Consider the following 16,110-nt stretch of genomic DNA (forward strand, 5'->3'; position numbering starts at 1 on the left):
GCAAGGTTGGCGGATTTGTCGCACGATCAGGTGAGAGATGCCAGCTGTCGCACCACTTCCGCCAGTGGCACGGTGGTGTTGATCTCCAGCGTGGCCGACTCGCGGAGCAGCGGTTCGACAAAGGCCAGGTGCTCCAGGATCGCGGCGCGTTCCGCCGGGGTTTTGCCGTAGGGATTGGTGCCGCGGGCCGCGATCCGGGCCAGCAGCACCTCGGCGGGGGCGGACAGCAGCACGATGTGGTCGAAGAGCGGGTAGAAGTCGGCCTGGTTGGACTTGCAGCCGGCCACGAAGAGGTTGCCCTCCCCGTGGCCGGTCAGCAGTTCGGTGATGGCCTGCTCTCGCCACACCCAGTCCGGTTCGCCGTCCGCATCCGGCACCCAGTGGCTCCACTGCTCGGTGTCGGTGTCGACGGTGCGTTGTCCCTGCGCGGCCAGCAGTTCGAGCGCGCTGGACTTGCCGGTGCCGGACATGCCGGTGATCAGGACCTTCGCCATATTCCCAGGTTAGGGCAGCCCCCACTGCGGGGCGGCGGCGTTGGCTGGCACATCGCGCGGACGCAGGTCCGGCTGGTGCCCGCGCCGGGTGATGATCGCCGTCTCGCCGCGGCGCAGGGCCACCGAGATCCGGCCGGGGGCCACCTGACGCCACTGGAGCCTGCGGCCCAGCGGCGTGCGGACGTCCAGGTCGCCGGGGATGCCGTGTTCCAGGACCAGTGGTTCGCCCGCCTCGCTGTGCACGCGGACCCATTCGGTGGCACCGTCGCGGCGGGAGGCGTCCACCAGGAAGGCGCCCTGGGCGCGCAGGCTGTCGAAGGCGGCCTCGCGCCAGGCCGCCGGGACCGCGGGGAAGACCTTGAGCACGCCGGATCCGCTGTCCAGCAACAGGTGCAGCACGGATTCGGCCGCGGACAGCGGGCTTTCCAGGGCCAGGTTGTTGCCCTCCACGTACATGGTGTTGGGGGTCAGCCTGGCCACGCCGATCACGTTGCCGTCCAGGAGGTGCCGGAGGTGGCCGATGGCCTGGTCCGGCTCGCCCATCAGCGCGGACATCATCGCCGCCGCCGGGTAGCTGTACCCGGCCCAGGCCGAGCGGTCGTGCGTCCAGTGCTCGAAGGTGCGGCGGATCAGGTCGCGGTCGCCGGTCTCCCAGCTGATCTCGCGCAGTGGGTGGAACCACAGCAGGTGCGAGAAGTGCCGGTGCGAGCCGCTGAGCGTGACGCCCTCGCCGACCAGCACACCCTGCTCACCGCGGTGGTACGGAACCAGTTTCGCCAGCACCTCCCGCCAGCGCGGCGCCAGTGGGTCCTCGATCCGCAGTTCGGTGGTGGTCTCCAGCAGGGTGCGGGCGGCCCAGCGGATCAGGGACAGGTCGTAGGTGGCGTCCACCGCGTCGGCGAACTCGGGTGAGCGGGTCAGCGGCAGGTGCAGCAGGCCGTCCGCGCCGGGCTTGAGGAAGTGCAGGTAGAAGTTGAGTGCCTTGCGCAGCAACGGGTACAGCACCTCGCGCTGGATCCGGCGGTCCATGCTGTGCCGGTAGCTGAGCCAGACGTTGTGCAGGCCCCAGATCAGGTTGCCGGTCTGGTCGGTCTTGGTGGAGGTGCCGGGGCGGCCGACGGTGGCGTTGCCGGGGATCTGCGCGCCCAGCTTCGGACCGCCGGAGCGCAGGGTGCGGTCGCCGGGGTGGGCCAGCGCGTAGGTCTCGCCGTCGCGCAGCTCAGGCGGCACGGAGAACTCGAGGTTCTGGTGGTGCTTGCGGAAGGTGGCGGTCACCGCGTCCAGTTCGGGGTGGTTGGCGATGCCCGCGAACGGATAGGTGATCTGCACGTTCAGGTTCCACCAGACCGCGGTCCAGCTGCCGCCGCCCTCGGGGAACCACGGGCCCCACTCACTGGTGACCGGGGCGTTCTCCCTGGTGGCGCAGGCCATCTTGTACAGCTGGATCCAGTAGAACCGCTGCACCCACTTGTCCGGCACCGAGACCAGGCTGCGGGTGTGGAACCGGTGCCACCACGCGCGGTGCGCGAAGACCAGCGGGTCGAGGCCGAGCAGCAGGGCGTGCCGGACCGCGGTGACCGCGTCCCCGGTGGAGGTCTTGCGCGGGAAGCCGTAGGCCACGGTGGCGGCCAGCAGCCGGGTGGTGCCGATCCGCTTCTCCTGCCAGGCGGTGGTGTAGCCGCCGCCCGCGTGCAGTGGTTGCTCCACAAAGGACACCCCGGTGGAGCTGCCGGTGCGCGGGTCCGGGTTGGCGGTGTAGTCGGGTGGGATGCGGATCTGGCGGGTGGTCTTGGAGGGCATGGCGGTGAAGCCCCACGCGGCCGCCTCCTCACCCGCGTTCGGGGTCAGCGAGACCAGCAGCACGCCCCGGTCGTTGTGCACCAGCGCGCGGAAGCGCAGGCTGCCCGCGGTGGTGGTGACCGTGCCGGACAACTCGGCGTCCCACAGGTCCAGCTGCCAGTCCACCGCGGTGATCTCGCCGGCCAGGGTCAGCGTCAGGTAGCCGATCGGCAGCCGGGACAGGCCGACCGCGGCCTCCCACTGGGGACGCTGGTCCTGCACCTCGCTGTGGCTGAGCATGAACCGCAACTGGTTCGCGGTCGCGCCGCGGTAGACCTGCACGCCGAGGAAGCCGTTGGCCAGGAACGGGGCGTCCTGCCAGCTGCCGGGGAGTTTCCGCCAGAGCATGCGGGCGTCCCTGGCGATGTCGCGGTGCACGTTCTTGGGCCTGAACGCTTCGGCGGAGGGTTCGGCCCATGCGGTGGTCGCGGCGCTGGTCCAGCCTGCGCCGAGAGTCACGAGTCCGGCGGCGGCCGAACCACGGTGTAGGAAACGTCGCCTGGAAAGGGGTGACATGGGGGCGAATCATACGATGTTTACCCGAACTTGGGCAGGATTCGTTTGGGGTATTCCCAGTTCACGGACCTGAACCGCACCCCAGTCATCCGATGACTGAAAAAGTCAGGGGTGGGTCGGCCCACGACTAGGGGTTTCAGGCGGCGCATCCTGACTACGATCCGCTGCATGACGTTGCCTGGCGAGCAGCTCTCCCTGGCCGCGGAGTTCCCGCAGCCTGGGCTGGAGCAGTGGCGTGAGCTGGTCGCGGGCGTGCTCCGCAAATCCGGCGTGACAGAGCTGCCGGAGTTCCCGGAATCCAGGCTCTCTCGCACCACCTATGACGGCATCAAGGTCAACCCGCTCTACACCCGGGATGACGCCGCCCCCGAGACCGGCCTGCCCGGTCTGGCGCCCTACACCAGGGGCAGCAGGCCGGAGGGCGCGGTCGCCGGCGGCTGGGACATCCGGCAGCGGCACAGCCACCCCGATCCGGCCACCGCCCGCGAGGCCGTGCTGGCCGATCTGGAGAGCGGGGTCAGCTCACTCTGGCTGACCCTGGGCGGGGACGCGCTGCCGATCGCCGCGCTGCCCCAGGTGTTGGACGGGGTGTACCTGGATCTGGCGCCGATCGTGCTGGACGCGGGGGCGGAGACCGAGGCCGCGGCCGAGGCGCTGTTCGCGCTGGCGACGCGGCGCGGGATGGCCGACAGCGAACTCACCGGCAACCTGGGCGCCGACCCGCTCGGCCTGCGGGCCCGCACCGGCGCGGACACCGACGTGGCCGCCGCCGCGGCGCTGGCCGCCAGGGTCGCCGCGAAATACCCGGGGCTGCGCGCGCTGACCGTGGACGGCACCGTCTTCCACGACGCGGGCGGTTCGGACGCGGAGGAGCTGGGCGCCTCGCTGGCCGTGGCCACCGCCTACCTGCGTGCGCTCACCGAGGCCGGGCTGGACATCGACGCCGCCTTCGGCCAGCTGGAGTTCCGCTACGCCGCCACCGCGGACCAGTTCCTGACCATCGCCAAGTTCCGCGCCGCCCGCAGGCTGTGGGCCAGGGTAGGCGAGGTCTGCCAGGCGGGCGCACCGGCGCAGCGGCAGCACGCGGTGACCTCCACCGCGATGATGACCGCCCGCGACCCGTGGGTGAACATGCTGCGCACCACGCTGGCCTGCTTCGGCGCAGGCGTCGGCGGCGCGGATTCCGTTACCGTGCAACCCTTTGACGCCTGCCTCGGACTGCCGGACGACTTCGCCCGCCGGATCGCCCGCAACACCCAGACGCTGCTGGTGGAGGAGTCGCACGTGGCCAGGGTGATCGACCCGGCCGGTGGCTCCTGGTACGTGGAGCGGCTCACCGAGGACCTGGCCACCGCGGCCTGGGCCTTCTTCACCGAGATCGAGCGCGCGGGCGGGTTCGAGGCCGCGCTGGCCGACGGGCTGATCGAGTCCCGGCTGAGCGCCACCCAGGCCAAGCGCGCCAAGCGGATCGCGCACCGCAAGGACGCGATCACCGGCGTCAGCGAGTTCCCGAACCTGACCGAGAAGCTACCCGTGCGGCAGCCGAACCCGGCCCCGCGCACCGGCGGTCTGCCGAGGGTGCGCTACGCCCAGGACTTCGAGGACCTGCGCACCGCGGCGGACAACGCGCCGCAACGGCCGACGGTTTTCCTGGCCACCATCGGTGCGGTGGCGGCCTACACCGCGCGGTCCACCTTCGCCGGAAACCTGTTCCAGGCAGGCGGTATCGCCACCCCGGACAGCGGACCGGGCACCGACGCCGCGCAGATCGCGGCCGCCTTCAAGGACAGCGGCGCGAGCGTGGTGTGCCTATGCGGCAACGACAAGGCCTACGCCGAGCACGCCGCCCCGATCGCCGAGGCGCTGAAAGCCGCTGGCGCGCAACGGATCTGGCTCGCGGGCAAGCCCGGTGAGCGGGTCGAGAGCGACAAGGCCGCGGGAATCGACGACTACATCTTCGCCGGGTGTGACGCGCTGGGCGTCCTCCGCGGCACGCTCTCCGAACTGGGGGTGGCTTTCTGATGCCGCGCAACCTGATCCCGGACTTCGGCCAGGTCGAGCTGGGCAGTCCGGCCGCCGCCACCGATCCGGCGGGCTGGCGTTCCGCGCTCACCGAGTCCACCGGCAAGGACGCCGGGAACCTGGTGTGGGAGACGCCCGAGGGCATCACGGTCAACCCGCTCTACACCGCCGCGGACACCGCCGACCTGGACTTCCTGGGCACCTACCCCGGCATGGCGCCGTACCTGCGCGGGCCGTACCCGACCATGTACGTCAACCAGCCCTGGACCATCCGCCAGTACGCGGGTTTCTCCACCGCCGCGGAGTCCAACGCCTTCTACCGCCGCAACCTGGCCGCAGGGCAGAAGGGCCTGTCGGTGGCCTTCGACCTGCCCACCCACCGCGGTTACGACAGCGATCACCCCCGGGTGCCCGGCGATGTCGGCATGGCGGGCGTGGCGATCGACTCGATCTATGACATGCGGCAGCTCTTCGACGGCATCCCGCTGGACAAGATGAGCGTGTCGATGACCATGAACGGCGCGGTGCTGCCCGTGCTGGCGCTCTACATCGTGGCCGCCGAGGAGCAGGGGGTGGCGCCGGAGCAGCTGGCCGGGACCATCCAGAACGACATCCTCAAGGAGTTCATGGTCCGCAACACCTACATCTACCCGCCGCAGCCCTCGATGCAGATCATCTCCGACATCTTCTCCTTCACCTCGCAGAAGATGCCCCGGTACAACTCGATCTCCATCTCCGGCTACCACATCCAGGAGGCCGGGGCCACCGCCGACCTGGAGCTGGCCTACACCCTGGCCGACGGGGTGGAGTACCTGCGCGCGGGCCGGGACGCCGGGCTGGACATCGACGCGTTCGCGCCGCGGCTGAGCTTCTTCTGGGCCATCGGCATGAACTTCTTCATGGAGGTCGCCAAGCTGCGCGCCGCCCGCCTGCTGTGGGCGCGGCTGGTCAAGCAGTTCGACCCGAAGAACGCCAAATCCCTTTCCCTGCGCACGCATTCGCAGACCTCGGGCTGGTCGCTGACCGCGCAGGACGTGTTCAACAACGTGGTGCGCACCTGCGTGGAGGCGATGGCGGCCACCCAGGGTCACACGCAGTCCTTGCACACCAACGCTTTGGACGAGGCGCTGGCGCTGCCCACCGACTTCTCCGCGCGCATCGCCCGCAACACCCAGCTGCTGCTGCAACAGGAATCCGGCACCACGCGGGTGATCGACCCGTGGGGCGGCAGCAACTACGTGGAGCGCCTCACCTACGACCTGGCCCGCCGCGCGTGGAGCCACATCGAGGAGGTCGAGGCCGCCGGTGGGATGGCCAAGGCCATCGACGAGGGCATTCCGAAGCTGCGGGTGGAGGAGGCCGCGGCCCGCACCCAGGCGCGGATCGACTCCGGGCGGCAGCCGGTGATCGGGGTCAACAAGTACCGGGTGACCGCGGATGAGGCGATCGAGGTGCTCAAGGTGGACAACGCGGGCGTGTACGCCCAGCAGGTGGAGAAGCTGCGCCGGCTGCGCGCGGAACGCGACAGCGTCGAAACCCAGTCCACTTTGGACGCTTTGACCAAGGCGGCGGGCGACGCCCGTGAGGGCAGGCGCGGACCGGGCCTGGAACAGAACCTGTTGGCACTGGCCATCAACGCGGCCAGGGCCAAGGCCACCGTCGGCGAGATCTCCGACGCGCTGGAGAAGGTCTACGGTAGGCATTCCGGGCAGATCAGGGTGATCTCCGGGGTGTACCGGGAGGAGGCCGGGGCGGTGAGCAACATCGACCGCACCCGCAAGGCCGCCGAGGCGTTCGAGGAGGCCGAGGGCCGCAGGCCGCGGATCCTGGTCGCCAAGATGGGCCAGGACGGGCACGACCGCGGCCAGAAGGTCATCGCGACCGCCTTCGCCGACCTGGGCTTCGACGTGGACGTGGGCCCGCTGTTCCAGACCCCCGCCGAGGTCGCGCTGCAGGCCATCGAGGCCGACGTGCACATCGTGGGCGTGTCCAGCCTGGCCGCCGGGCACCTGACCCTGGTGCCCGCCCTGCGCCAGGAACTGGAGACGCTGGGCCGCGAGGACATCCTGATCGTGGTCGGCGGCGTGATCCCGCCCCAGGACTTCGACGAGCTGCGGGCCGCCGGGGCCGCCGCGATCTTCCCGCCGGGCACGGTGATCGCCGACGCCGCCATGGACCTGCTGCAGGTCCTGTCCGACCGCCAGCAGAGCTGATGCGCGGTCCCATCGACATCGGCGCGTACGCCGAAGGAGTGCTCGCGAGCGACCGGGCCTGGGTCGCCCGCGCGGTGACCCTGGTCGAGTCCAGGCGTGCCGACCACCGGGTGGCCGCGCAGACCCTGCTCACCGAACTGCAACCGCACGCGGGCAAGGCCAGGCGGGCAGGCATCACCGGCGTCCCCGGCGCGGGCAAGTCCACCTTCATCGACGCCCTGGGCAGCAGCCTCACCGCCCAGGGCCACCGCGTCGCGGTACTGGCGGTCGACCCGTCCTCGACGAAGAGCGGCGGCAGCATCCTGGGCGACAAGACCAGGATGACCCGCCTCTCCGCCGACCCGAACGCCTTCGTCCGCCCCAGCCCCACCGCCGGAACCCTTGGCGGAGTGGCGAAAGCGACCCGCGAGACCATCGTGGTGATGGAGGCCGCCGGTTACGACGTGGTGCTGGTGGAAACCGTGGGCGTGGGCCAGTCCGAGGTCACCGTCGCCGACATGGTCGACACCTTCCTGCTGCTGACCCTGGCCCGCACCGGCGACCAGTTGCAGGGCATCAAAAAGGGCGTCCTGGAACTCGCCGACGTCATCGCGGTGAACAAGGCCGACGGCGACCACGCCAAGGAAGCCACCCGCGCCGCCCGGGAACTCGCGGGTGCGCTCCGGCTGTTGCGCGCCCCGGATTCCACTTGGGACACACCGGTTCTCACCTGCAGCGCCCGCGACAACCAAGGCGTGGACGAGGTGTGGGCCCAGGTGATCCGGCACCGGGATCAGCTTTCGGCCAGCGGCGACCTGGATGCCAAGCGGCGCAACCAGTTGCTGGGGTGGACCTGGGCGATGGTGCATGACCGGTTGCTGCATGATCTGCATGGGCATCCGGGGGTGCGGGAGCTGGCGCCGAAGCTGACGAGCCAGGTGGCCGAGGGCACGATGACTCCGGCCCAGGCGGCACAACGGATTCTGGAGACTTTTCAGGCCGGGGAGCAGGGATAGCGGTGAGTTTCGCCGCTGCCGACGTCACCGGTTTGTGCTCATCCATCACGCTGCTGGCGGTACGAACTGAACACGAAAGTTGCTTACCGTAGTTGAGCAGGCACAGCATGCGATCATCGGAGGCTGCTATGGCAGGTTGTGGTTGTTGCGCCAAGTGCACCGGCTGCGGGGACAACTGCTGCCCCAACTGCTGACCAAACCGACTGCTGATCAACCGAGCCGAACGGTGTGCCACCCGATCACGGGGGGCACACCGTTCCGTTCGTCGGGGCCTTGCCCTCAACCAGGAACAGCCTGCTCGCCTCGTTCACACACGCCGATTTCGCGAACGCGCCGTGGCCCGCGCCCTGCCAGTTGACCTGCACGGCCGAGGCCAGCGCCTCCGCCGTCTTCGTCGTCCCGGGCAACGGGGTGATCGCGTCCTTTTCCGTGCCCAGCACCAGCATCGGCGGAGCCTCGGGCGCCCTCGGCACCGGCAGCGGCTGGGCGGGAACGGGCCAGGGCATGCACCAGGCCAGCTCGTGCGCGCTCATCGCGCCGAAGATCGGGTACTTGGCCGACCACTCCTGGGCCAGGGTGGCCGCGCGGGCCGGGTCGACCCGGGTGGTGGTGTCGTTGCAGGTGGTCACCAGGCCGCCGTCGAGTCTGATCATGTCGCGGTCGGGGCCGTTCCACAGTGGGATGACGAAGGTTTCCAGGCCGCTGACGTCGCCGTCCCTGGCCTTGAGGATGGCGTCGGCCAGCTCGGGCCAGCGGGGGCGGTCGGCCAGGCCGGCGGCGATGGCCCGCAACGCCGTTCCCGCCTGGAAGGTGAGGCGGGGGCCGCGCACCGGCTGGGTGCGCAGCTTGTCCAGCAGGGCGGTGACCACCTGGTCGGGAGCGGCGCCCAGGGCGCAACCGCGGGTGGCGCAGTCGGCGGTGAAGGCGGCGAAGGTGTCCTTCAGGCCCGAGGCGCGGGCCTCGGCCTGGCCGACCGCGTCCACGCTGGGATCGGGGGAGCCGTCCAGCACGAACCGGCCCACCTCGTTGCTGAACCGCTCGGCGAAGGCGGTCAGCACCCGGGAGGCGTCGCCGCGGGCCACCGCGTTCAGCCGGGGCACGCCGAGCGCCTCACGTAGCGAGTTCATGTCGTTGGCGGTTCGCCAAGTGTCGTAGGCGCCGAGCTGTTCGTCCAGGTCCAGCATGCATTCCTGGGCGGCGTCCCTGGTGGTGTCCAGCAGCTGGCCCAGGGTGGCGGCGTCGGTGATCGAGGGGTCGAAGCCGACCATCGCGGTGCGCGAGGGCTGGTTGACGCAGCGCACGCCGTCGGAGTCGCCGGTGCCGCGCCGGTCAACCCCGATCAGGTGGTAGACGTCCAGGATCTCCTTGGGCAGCTGCGCGGCCAGCCGCACCGCGTACAGCGAACCGGGCTCGCCGAGGGCGTCGTTGAGCACGACCAGGGGCTGCTTGCCGTCGCCGATCTTGGTCAGCTGGACCCGGTTGCTGCCCCGGCCGGGCCGGGTGGGGGAGTCCAGGGTGGTGCTCAGCTTCGCGCAGCCCACCCGGAGGCCGTTGACGCCACCGAGTTTGCGGTTGACCGTGTCCGTGCAGTCCGTCCAGGACAGTGCGCTGTCCTGCGGGTCGGTCAGCGGCGGGATCGGCTTCCGCGGCGCGGAGGTGGTCGGCTGTCCTGGCCCACCGGCGGCCGCGCCGTCGTGCGCGACCGCTGGCCGGTCCGAGGGGCCGACCGCGCAGGAGGCCAGGGTCAGTGCGGAGACCACGGCCATCGCGCCGACGCTGATGGAGGCTCGACGGCGCGGCACTGATGATCTCCCCAAAGTCCGGTGGCAGGCTCGTCGCAGCTTCGCACGCCAGGGGTGAGGCCGGAGTGAACGCGCATAACGGCCAACGTGGGGTACGACAACGGCCAAGACGGCGTCAACAACGGCCAACACGGCGTCGACAACGGCCAACACGCGGGGTGGGTCAGGCGGGTTTGACTTGGCCGGAGAGGACTGAGTCGAGGTCGTAGCGGGCGGGCTGGTCGAGTTGGTCGTAGCGGCAGGAGGCGGCTTCGCGGTCGGGGCGCCAGCGGAGGAATTGGCCGTTGTGGCGCAGGCGAGCGGGGGCGCCGCCCTCGGTTTGGGTGTAGGCGATCTCGACGACTCGTTCCGGTCGCAGCGGGACCCAGGTGGCCTCGTTGCTGCGCCAGCGGTTGATCGCGCCGGGCAGGCGCTGGCCCTCGGACTCGCCGGTCAGCCAAGGGTGCGAGTCCTCGGCGCCTTCGCGGAGTTCGGCGAGTTCCTCGACCAGGGCCTTGCGGCGCGCGGCGGGGAAGGCGCCGATCACGCCGACGTGGTGCAGCACGCCCTGGTCGTCATACAGCCCGAGCAGCAGGGAACCGACCGCGGTGCCCGGCTCGGTCTTGACGTGCCAGCGCAGCCCGGCCAGCACACAGTCCGCGGTCCGGGCGTGCTTGATCTTCCACAGGGTGCGCTTGCCCGGCGCGTACGGCGCGGCCGCGGGCTTGGCGATCAGCCCGTCCAGTCCGGCGCCCTCGAACAGGGTGAACCACTCGCGGGCGGTGGCCACCTCGGCGGTCACCGGGGTCAGGTGCACCCGATCGCCCTTGACCTGCGTGAACAGCGCTTCCAGCCGGGCCCGCCGGTCGGTGAAGGGCAGCTCCAGCAGTACCTCGTCGCCGTGGGCGAGCAGGTCGAAGGCGATGAACCGGGCCGGGGTCTGGCCTGCCAGCAGGGTGACCCGGCTGGCCGCCGGGTGGATGCGTTCGGTCAGCGCGTCGAAGTCCAGCTCACCGCCCACCTCGACCACCAGCTCACCGTCGAGGACCACCCGGTCCGGCAGTTCGGCGCGCAGGAAGTCCACCGCCTCCGGGAAGTAGCGGGCCAGGTCCTTGCCGGAGCGGGACTGCAGGAACACCGAGTCGCCGTCGCGGAAGACCACGCAGCGGAACCCATCCCACTTCGGCTCGAACAGCAGGCCGTCGCGGTCGGGGACCTCGTCCACCGGGCTGGCCAGCATGGGCTGGACGGGCGGGGTCAGCGGCAGCGTCATGCGGGCCATCATGACTGCTCGGGCCGGGGATCGCAGCGGTTCACCGGACCCGGCGGCGCCGCGCGCTGTCCAGTTCCAGGCGGACCGCGGTGGGCAGCGCGGTCACGCCGAGTGATTCCCGGGCGCGGCTGAGCACGGTCTCGTCCAGCTGCTGCCAGACCGCGCGCACATCGGTACCCTCGGCCAGCCACAACTGCACCCGCAACGCGGGCCGTTCCACGCTGCCGACCAGCCGTGCCTGCGCCCGGCTGACCCCGGTGACCCGGGCCGCGTCGGTGCGCACGGCCTCGGCGAAGGCGGCCGCGGTGATCGTCACCCGCCCCGGTCCAGCACCGTCGATCCGCAGGTCCGGGCGGGACTCGGGCCGCAGCGAGCGCACCACCCAGCGCAGGCCCAGCACGAACACCAGCACGCCGAGCGCGATGCCCACGCCCAGCACCCATGGCCGGTTGGCCAGCAGCCAGTCCCGGATCATCGGGTCGAGCACCGGCCGGGCCGCCCGGCCGGTGCCCAGCCAGCCAAGGCCGAGCACCAGCGCGCCCGCGCCGAGCAGGATGGCCAGGATCCCGGCGCCGCCGGTCAGGACGCGTTCGGCGCGGGCGGAGCGGGCCACCGCGGCCGCGGATCGGGTGCTCATCGGCGCTCCTTCGGCGAGGCCACGACCACGGACACCTTCGGTGTGCGCGGCAGCGGCAGATCGGTGACCACGGTCCGGGTCACCTCCAGGACCTTGGGCCGCAGCTCGTCCTTGGCCAGCAACCGGCTGGACGCGCGCACCCGGACCTTCGCCCTGGACGCGGTCACGGTGGCCGCGTGCACCCCGTCCTCGGCCCGCACCCGGGTGCCGACCAGGCGGGCCAGGGACCGCGGCGAGGTGGTCACGGTGACCTCCGGCGCCGGATCGGCCAGCCGCACATCGCGCCGCCGCGCGCCGCTGGCCGCCCACAACAGGATCAGCCCGAGCAGCACCAGGGCGCCCGCGACCAGCCGGGTCGGTGTCGCGGTCCAGTCCACCGAACCGAGCCGGTCCGCCCAGTCCCGCCACGGCACCAGTGCGTACTGCCCTGGTTTCCAGGCGGCCCAGGCGAATTCGACCGCGAGCAGGCCGCCCGCGCCGGCCAGGGCCAGTCCGAGCAGGGTCGACAGCAGTCGCACGATCAGCCGCATGGTCTCACTCCACCCTCGCCCGGGTCTCCGGCAGCAGCGCGGAGACGGTCACATCGACCACGCGCACCCGGTACCCGGTGATCCGCTCGACCTGCTCGCCGACCGCGACCCGCACCGCGTCCACAGTGGACCGAACGGGGGCGGGGTAGCACAGCGCGAGGTCCAGTCGCACATCTATCTCGTTGCCGGACAGGGTGATCCGCGCGCTCGACCCGTGCTCGCCGAGCCCGAGCCCGGCCAGTTTCCTGGGCACGCGCAGGGTTCCCGGCACGCCGTCGGCGCTGTGCTCGACCACCTTGCGCAGCACGCCGGGGTCGATGCGCAGCCCGCCACGGTCGCCGGGATCGTCCTGGCTCACCGGTCCTTCCCGCGGCCGATCAGCTCGCCGAGGTCCAGCTCGCCGTCCAGGACACGGCCCACGACCAGGCCGATCGCGCCGACCAGCAGGGTGATCAGGAAGGCGGTGAACCCGCCGAGGGCGCCTGCCGCGCCGAGGACGAGCCCGGCCAGCAGGCCGGTCTGGGTGCCGTTCATCATCGAACCTGCTTCCTTCTAGCTCACCCGGGGCGGGCGCCTGCGTCTGGCCCGCCACCGGCCAATCCGGGTGGCGATACCGCGGATTCCCCGCGGTGTCACCACGAACTCCACCGGCCCGTCGAACCGTTCGTCCACTTCGGACACTGGTTCGCCCTGCTCCCGCTGCCGTCGCCGGTATTCCTCGACCCCGGCCGCGAACACGACCGGATCGCCGCCGACATCAGGGTGGTGCCGCCGGACGAACTCGCGGAAGGCCGCCCGATCAGCCGGGGGCTCGCCGCCGGTGTGCACCATCGGCTCCTACTCGCCGGGCTCCAGCACGTCGACCACGGTGATGTCCACCGGCACCGCGCCGGTCACCTGGCGCACCCGGTTCCGCAGTTCGCTGACCACCTCGGGCAGCGGTTCGCCGATCCGCAGCACCACACCGACCTCCACCGGTTCGCCGGCGCCGGTGCTGCGCACCCCGATCACCTTGCGGCCGGGCAGGTAGGACAGCACCGCGCCGTACGCGCCGCCGTGCAGGGACACCACGCTCGGGTGGGTCAGCACGACCTCGGCGATCCGGTCCGCCAGTTCGGCGGCCATCACTCGACCCGCGAGCCGTCCGGCCCGGCCTCGTCGTCCTCGCTGGGCAGCCGGATGTCGTTGACCGCGATGTTGACCTCGATCACCTCAAGTCCGGTCATCCGCTCCACCGCGGTGATCACGTTGCGGCGCACCGCCTTGGCCAGGTCCACGATGGACGCGCCGTACTCGACCACGATGTCAAGGTCGATCGCGGCCTGCTTCTCGCCGACCTCCACCTGCACACCCGAGGTGGCCGAGGTGCCACCGCCGGGGATGCGCTCGCGCAGCGCGCCGAACGCGCGGGAGACCCCGCCGCCCATCGCGTGCACCCCGGAGATCTCCCTGGCGGAGATGCCGGCGATCTTCTGCACCACCGAGGCGGAGATGGTGGTCTTGCCCTGCGACGTGTCATCGGCCAACCGGGCCGGTGTGGCCCCGCCGCGGGCGGCGGGCACGGACTCGGCGGTGGTGGACTGCGCCATGAGGGGACTCCTTCGCATCGGCTACGACGTCAGGTGTTCGTCCTTCACCTGACATCGGTTCGGATGCCCGTTGGCTCCACCGCATCGCGGTTTGTCACTCGAACTGGGGAAGTCCGATACCCGGTCGGGGTGGCAGCACGTCCACCACCTCGACGATCACCTCCGGCGCGGCCGCGTCCAGCGATCCGGCCAGCCGGGAGCGCAGGGTCTGCCGTAGCCGCAGCGCGGTGAGGTCGGCGGCCACGCCGTAGCGCACCGAGATGGCCACCGTGATCGCCGCGCCGTCGCCGGTGAGCCCGCGCAGGTGCACCTCTGGCAGCTCGTGCACCGCGTCCACCGCGAACTGGCGGGCCAGGGTCAGCACCGCGCGCGCGGACACGGTGAGCCGCCCGTCGCCCTGGTCGAGTTCGGCGTCGGCGGCGGAGAAGGTGCCGCGCAGTCCGCGTACCCCGGCCAGCATGCGCGCGGCCAGCCCGTCCGGCACCGGCACCGGCGCGCGGGCGGCGGCCCGGACCGCGCCCCAGCGGCCGTCCAGCGCGCCGAGTTCGGCCTGGCAGTGCGGGCAGTCCCTGGCGTGCGCGGCCAGTTCGGCGTCGGCTGGTTCCAGTTCGCCGTCGACGACCAGCGCGAGGAGGTCGCCGCGCAGACGGCCGCACGGCAGGACCGCGTCAGCTCCGGTCATCGCAGTTCCTCCAACTTGGCGAGCAAGGCCACCCTGGCCCGGTAGAGGCGCGAGCGCAATGTCGGCACCGGCACGTCCAGGACCTCGGCGACCTCCTCGTAGCTGAGTTCCTCCAGCTCACGCAGCACCAGCGGCACCCGCTGACTGGGTTCCAGGGTGGCGATGGCGCGCAGCACCAGATCGGTCTGCTCGTTGCGCAACGCGGCCCGCTCCGGATCGGCGGCCACATCGGTCATCACCGGTTCGGCGGTGTCCTCCAGCGGCACGGTCGGCCGGCGTTTGCGCAGGTGGGCCAGTGCGGTGTTGGTGACGACGCGGAACAGCCAGGTGGTCGGCGCGGCCTCGCCGCGGAACTTGGCCAGCCCCCGCCAGGCCGAGACCCAGGCGTCCTGCACCACGTCCTCGGCCTCGGCCGGATCGCCGACGATGCGCAGCGCGATCCGGTACATCCGGGTGGTGTGCCGCCGGACCAGGTCGTCGAAGGCGGCGTCGTCCCCGCGCGCCGCCGCGGCGAGCAGCTCGGTGTCGGCCCTGGTCACGGTAGGTCCCGCAGGTAGCGCAGGAACAACGCGTGCTCCTCGTGCAGCACCGAGACCAGCCGCAGCGGCAGCGGGCGGTCCGGGTGCGCCCCGTGCGCGATCCGGGCCGCGTCCCCGGCGGCCAGCAGCGGCGAGACGGTCAGGCACAGCTCGTCCACCAGGTCGGCGGCGATCATCGAGCCGAACAGCGTCGGCCCGCCCTCGCAGTCCACCCGCCGCAACCCACGCTCGTCCAGCTCGGCCAGCACCCGCGTCAGGTCCACGGTGTCCTCGCCGGTGAGCACCACCTCGGCCCCCGCCCCGGCCAGCGCCTGGCGCCGGTCCGCAGGCGCGCTCGCGCAGGTGAAGACCAGCGGCGGCACCCGGGTGTCGGTGAGCAACGGCGACTCCGGCTCCAGCGCGCAACTGGCGGTGACCAGCGCGATCGGCGGCGTCGCGGACAACCCGTGCCGGGCCCGCCTGGCCCGCCGCTCCGCCCCGGGCTTGGCCCCCGCGTAGCCCTCGATCAGCGCGGTGCGCAGCCCGACCAGGATGACATCGGCCAGATCCCTGGACAGCAGGAAGATCTCCTTGTCCAGCTCGGTGCCCAGCCCGCGGGAGCGCCCGTCCACGGTCACCGCACCGTCCACACTGGACACGAAGTTGACCCGGACCCAGGGCCGCGCCAGGTCCTCGGGGTAGGCGTAACGCGCTTCCAGCCCGCTCGCGTCGGCGGGGGTCGCGACGGCGGGGGAGTCCGAGGGCCAGAGCCAGTCCACGGCTCTATCTGAGCACGCGGCGCGGCCGGCGCGCTCGGTGGGAGGTGGGAACGCTTCGTGACCGCGGGCGACGGCGTTCGGATCAATGGGCTGAGCCTTTTCGCCGAATCGGGCGGAAAATTGCCGATGTCACCCGGACCGGAAGTGTTTGTAGTGGCAAAATTCCGGACTCGTTGTTTCTGGTGGATTTGACCGTATTTATTGCCATGGGCAAGTGTGGGTAACATTGGGTGTGGCAACGG

17 protein-coding genes are annotated in these 16,110 nt (G+C 71.4%); 3 read left to right on the forward strand and 14 right to left on the reverse strand.

Going from position 1 to position 16,110, the window contains the following annotated elements; translation table 11 throughout:
• Positions 1-26: 26 nt before the first annotated feature.
• Positions 27-494, reverse strand: coding sequence for an AAA family ATPase (locus tag ACTOWY_RS00150; RefSeq protein WP_441307538.1), 468 nt, complete (start codon positions 492-494; stop codon positions 27-29).
• A 9-nt stretch (positions 495-503) separates the two neighbouring features.
• Positions 504-2,849, reverse strand: coding sequence for a glycosyl hydrolase family 95 catalytic domain-containing protein (locus tag ACTOWY_RS00155; protein ID WP_441307539.1), 2,346 nt, complete (start codon positions 2,847-2,849; stop codon positions 504-506).
• A gap of 168 nt (positions 2,850-3,017) precedes the next feature.
• On the opposite strand from ACTOWY_RS00155, the gene mutA reads away from it, so the two are divergent.
• The 3 genes from mutA to meaB are packed head-to-tail and all read left to right on the forward strand — an operon-like array spanning position 3,018 to position 8,079.
• Positions 3,018-4,871, forward strand: coding sequence for a methylmalonyl-CoA mutase small subunit (gene mutA / locus ACTOWY_RS00160; protein WP_441307540.1), 1,854 nt, complete (start codon positions 3,018-3,020; stop codon positions 4,869-4,871).
• Positions 4,871-7,084, forward strand: coding sequence for a methylmalonyl-CoA mutase (scpA, locus tag ACTOWY_RS00165; RefSeq protein ID WP_441307541.1), 2,214 nt, complete (start codon positions 4,871-4,873; stop codon positions 7,082-7,084). The genes mutA and scpA overlap by 1 nt, the downstream gene beginning before the upstream one ends.
• A complete protein-coding gene (gene meaB / locus ACTOWY_RS00170; RefSeq protein ID WP_441307542.1) occupies positions 7,084-8,079 on the forward strand; it encodes a methylmalonyl Co-A mutase-associated GTPase MeaB in 996 nt (331 codons plus the stop codon). Before scpA ends, meaB begins: the two co-directional genes overlap by 1 nt.
• A gap of 239 nt (positions 8,080-8,318) precedes the next feature.
• On the opposite strand, the gene ACTOWY_RS00175 is transcribed toward meaB, so the two are convergent.
• The 12 genes from ACTOWY_RS00175 to ACTOWY_RS00230 form a co-directional block, all read right to left on the reverse strand.
• The gene (locus ACTOWY_RS00175; RefSeq protein WP_441307543.1) at positions 8,319-9,881 is read right to left on the reverse strand and encodes an alpha/beta hydrolase; all 1,563 of its coding nucleotides are present in this window, start codon (positions 9,879-9,881) and stop codon (positions 8,319-8,321) included.
• A gap of 163 nt (positions 9,882-10,044) precedes the next feature.
• Positions 10,045-11,133, reverse strand: a complete 1,089-nt coding sequence (locus ACTOWY_RS00180; RefSeq protein ID WP_441307544.1) for an ATP-dependent DNA ligase — start codon at positions 11,131-11,133, stop codon at positions 10,045-10,047.
• A 40-nt stretch (positions 11,134-11,173) separates the two neighbouring features.
• A complete protein-coding gene (locus ACTOWY_RS00185; protein ID WP_441307545.1) occupies positions 11,174-11,770 on the reverse strand; it encodes an alkaline shock response membrane anchor protein AmaP in 597 nt (198 codons plus the stop codon).
• Complete coding sequence (locus ACTOWY_RS00190; protein WP_441307546.1) at positions 11,767-12,300, reverse strand: DUF6286 domain-containing protein; 534 nt, start codon at positions 12,298-12,300, stop codon at positions 11,767-11,769. Before ACTOWY_RS00190 ends, ACTOWY_RS00185 begins: the two co-directional genes overlap by 4 nt.
• Before the next feature lie 4 nt (positions 12,301-12,304).
• Entirely contained in the window at positions 12,305-12,658 is a 354-nt protein-coding gene (locus ACTOWY_RS00195; protein ID WP_441307547.1) for an Asp23/Gls24 family envelope stress response protein, read from the reverse strand.
• Positions 12,655-12,834, reverse strand: a complete 180-nt coding sequence (locus ACTOWY_RS00200) for a hypothetical protein (RefSeq protein ID WP_185010704.1) — start codon at positions 12,832-12,834, stop codon at positions 12,655-12,657. Before ACTOWY_RS00200 ends, ACTOWY_RS00195 begins: the two co-directional genes overlap by 4 nt.
• A gap of 18 nt (positions 12,835-12,852) precedes the next feature.
• Entirely contained in the window at positions 12,853-13,131 is a 279-nt protein-coding gene (locus ACTOWY_RS00205; protein WP_441307548.1) for a hypothetical protein, read from the reverse strand.
• 6 nt (positions 13,132-13,137) lie between these two features.
• Positions 13,138-13,425: a hypothetical protein gene (locus ACTOWY_RS00210; RefSeq protein WP_441307549.1), complete on the reverse strand. Its 288-nt coding sequence runs from the start codon at positions 13,423-13,425 to the stop codon at positions 13,138-13,140.
• Complete coding sequence (locus ACTOWY_RS00215; protein WP_247758532.1) at positions 13,425-13,889, reverse strand: Asp23/Gls24 family envelope stress response protein; 465 nt, start codon at positions 13,887-13,889, stop codon at positions 13,425-13,427. Before ACTOWY_RS00215 ends, ACTOWY_RS00210 begins: the two co-directional genes overlap by 1 nt.
• A gap of 94 nt (positions 13,890-13,983) precedes the next feature.
• The gene (locus tag ACTOWY_RS00220) at positions 13,984-14,571 is read right to left on the reverse strand and encodes a hypothetical protein (protein WP_441307550.1); all 588 of its coding nucleotides are present in this window, start codon (positions 14,569-14,571) and stop codon (positions 13,984-13,986) included.
• Entirely contained in the window at positions 14,568-15,110 is a 543-nt protein-coding gene (locus ACTOWY_RS00225) for an RNA polymerase sigma factor (RefSeq protein WP_441307551.1), read from the reverse strand. Before ACTOWY_RS00225 ends, ACTOWY_RS00220 begins: the two co-directional genes overlap by 4 nt.
• Positions 15,107-15,868, reverse strand: a complete 762-nt coding sequence (locus ACTOWY_RS00230) for a pyrimidine reductase family protein (protein WP_441307552.1) — start codon at positions 15,866-15,868, stop codon at positions 15,107-15,109. Before ACTOWY_RS00230 ends, ACTOWY_RS00225 begins: the two co-directional genes overlap by 4 nt.
• Between the last annotated feature and the right edge of the window lie 242 nt (positions 15,869-16,110).

It is taken from the genome of Crossiella sp. CA198 (genome assembly GCF_052078295.1).
GTDB lineage: Bacteria > Actinomycetota > Actinomycetes > Mycobacteriales > Pseudonocardiaceae > Crossiella.

What these genes read in the sequence shown, in the direction of transcription:
- ACTOWY_RS00200 (WP_185010704.1), bottom strand. Translation starts at nt 12,834, where the DNA reads ATGAACGGCACCCAGACCGGCCTGCTGGCCGGGCTCGTCCTCGGCGCG.
- scpA (WP_441307541.1), top strand. Translation starts at nt 4,871, where the DNA reads ATGCCGCGCAACCTGATCCCGGACTTCGGCCAGGTCGAGCTGGGCAGT.
- ACTOWY_RS00215 (WP_247758532.1), bottom strand. Translation starts at nt 13,889, where the DNA reads ATGGCGCAGTCCACCACCGCCGAGTCCGTGCCCGCCGCCCGCGGCGGG.
- meaB (WP_441307542.1), top strand. Translation starts at nt 7,084, where the DNA reads ATGCGCGGTCCCATCGACATCGGCGCGTACGCCGAAGGAGTGCTCGCG.
- mutA (WP_441307540.1), top strand. Translation starts at nt 3,018, where the DNA reads ATGACGTTGCCTGGCGAGCAGCTCTCCCTGGCCGCGGAGTTCCCGCAG.
- ACTOWY_RS00155 (WP_441307539.1), bottom strand. Translation starts at nt 2,849, where the DNA reads ATGTCACCCCTTTCCAGGCGACGTTTCCTACACCGTGGTTCGGCCGCC.
- ACTOWY_RS00210 (WP_441307549.1), bottom strand. Translation starts at nt 13,425, where the DNA reads ATGGCCGCCGAACTGGCGGACCGGATCGCCGAGGTCGTGCTGACCCAC.
- ACTOWY_RS00180 (WP_441307544.1), bottom strand. Translation starts at nt 11,133, where the DNA reads ATGACGCTGCCGCTGACCCCGCCCGTCCAGCCCATGCTGGCCAGCCCG.
- ACTOWY_RS00220 (WP_441307550.1), bottom strand. Translation starts at nt 14,571, where the DNA reads ATGACCGGAGCTGACGCGGTCCTGCCGTGCGGCCGTCTGCGCGGCGAC.
- ACTOWY_RS00190 (WP_441307546.1), bottom strand. Translation starts at nt 12,300, where the DNA reads ATGCGGCTGATCGTGCGACTGCTGTCGACCCTGCTCGGACTGGCCCTG.
- ACTOWY_RS00150 (WP_441307538.1), bottom strand. Translation starts at nt 494, where the DNA reads ATGGCGAAGGTCCTGATCACCGGCATGTCCGGCACCGGCAAGTCCAGC.
- ACTOWY_RS00185 (WP_441307545.1), bottom strand. Translation starts at nt 11,770, where the DNA reads ATGAGCACCCGATCCGCGGCCGCGGTGGCCCGCTCCGCCCGCGCCGAA.
- ACTOWY_RS00205 (WP_441307548.1), bottom strand. Translation starts at nt 13,131, where the DNA reads ATGGTGCACACCGGCGGCGAGCCCCCGGCTGATCGGGCGGCCTTCCGC.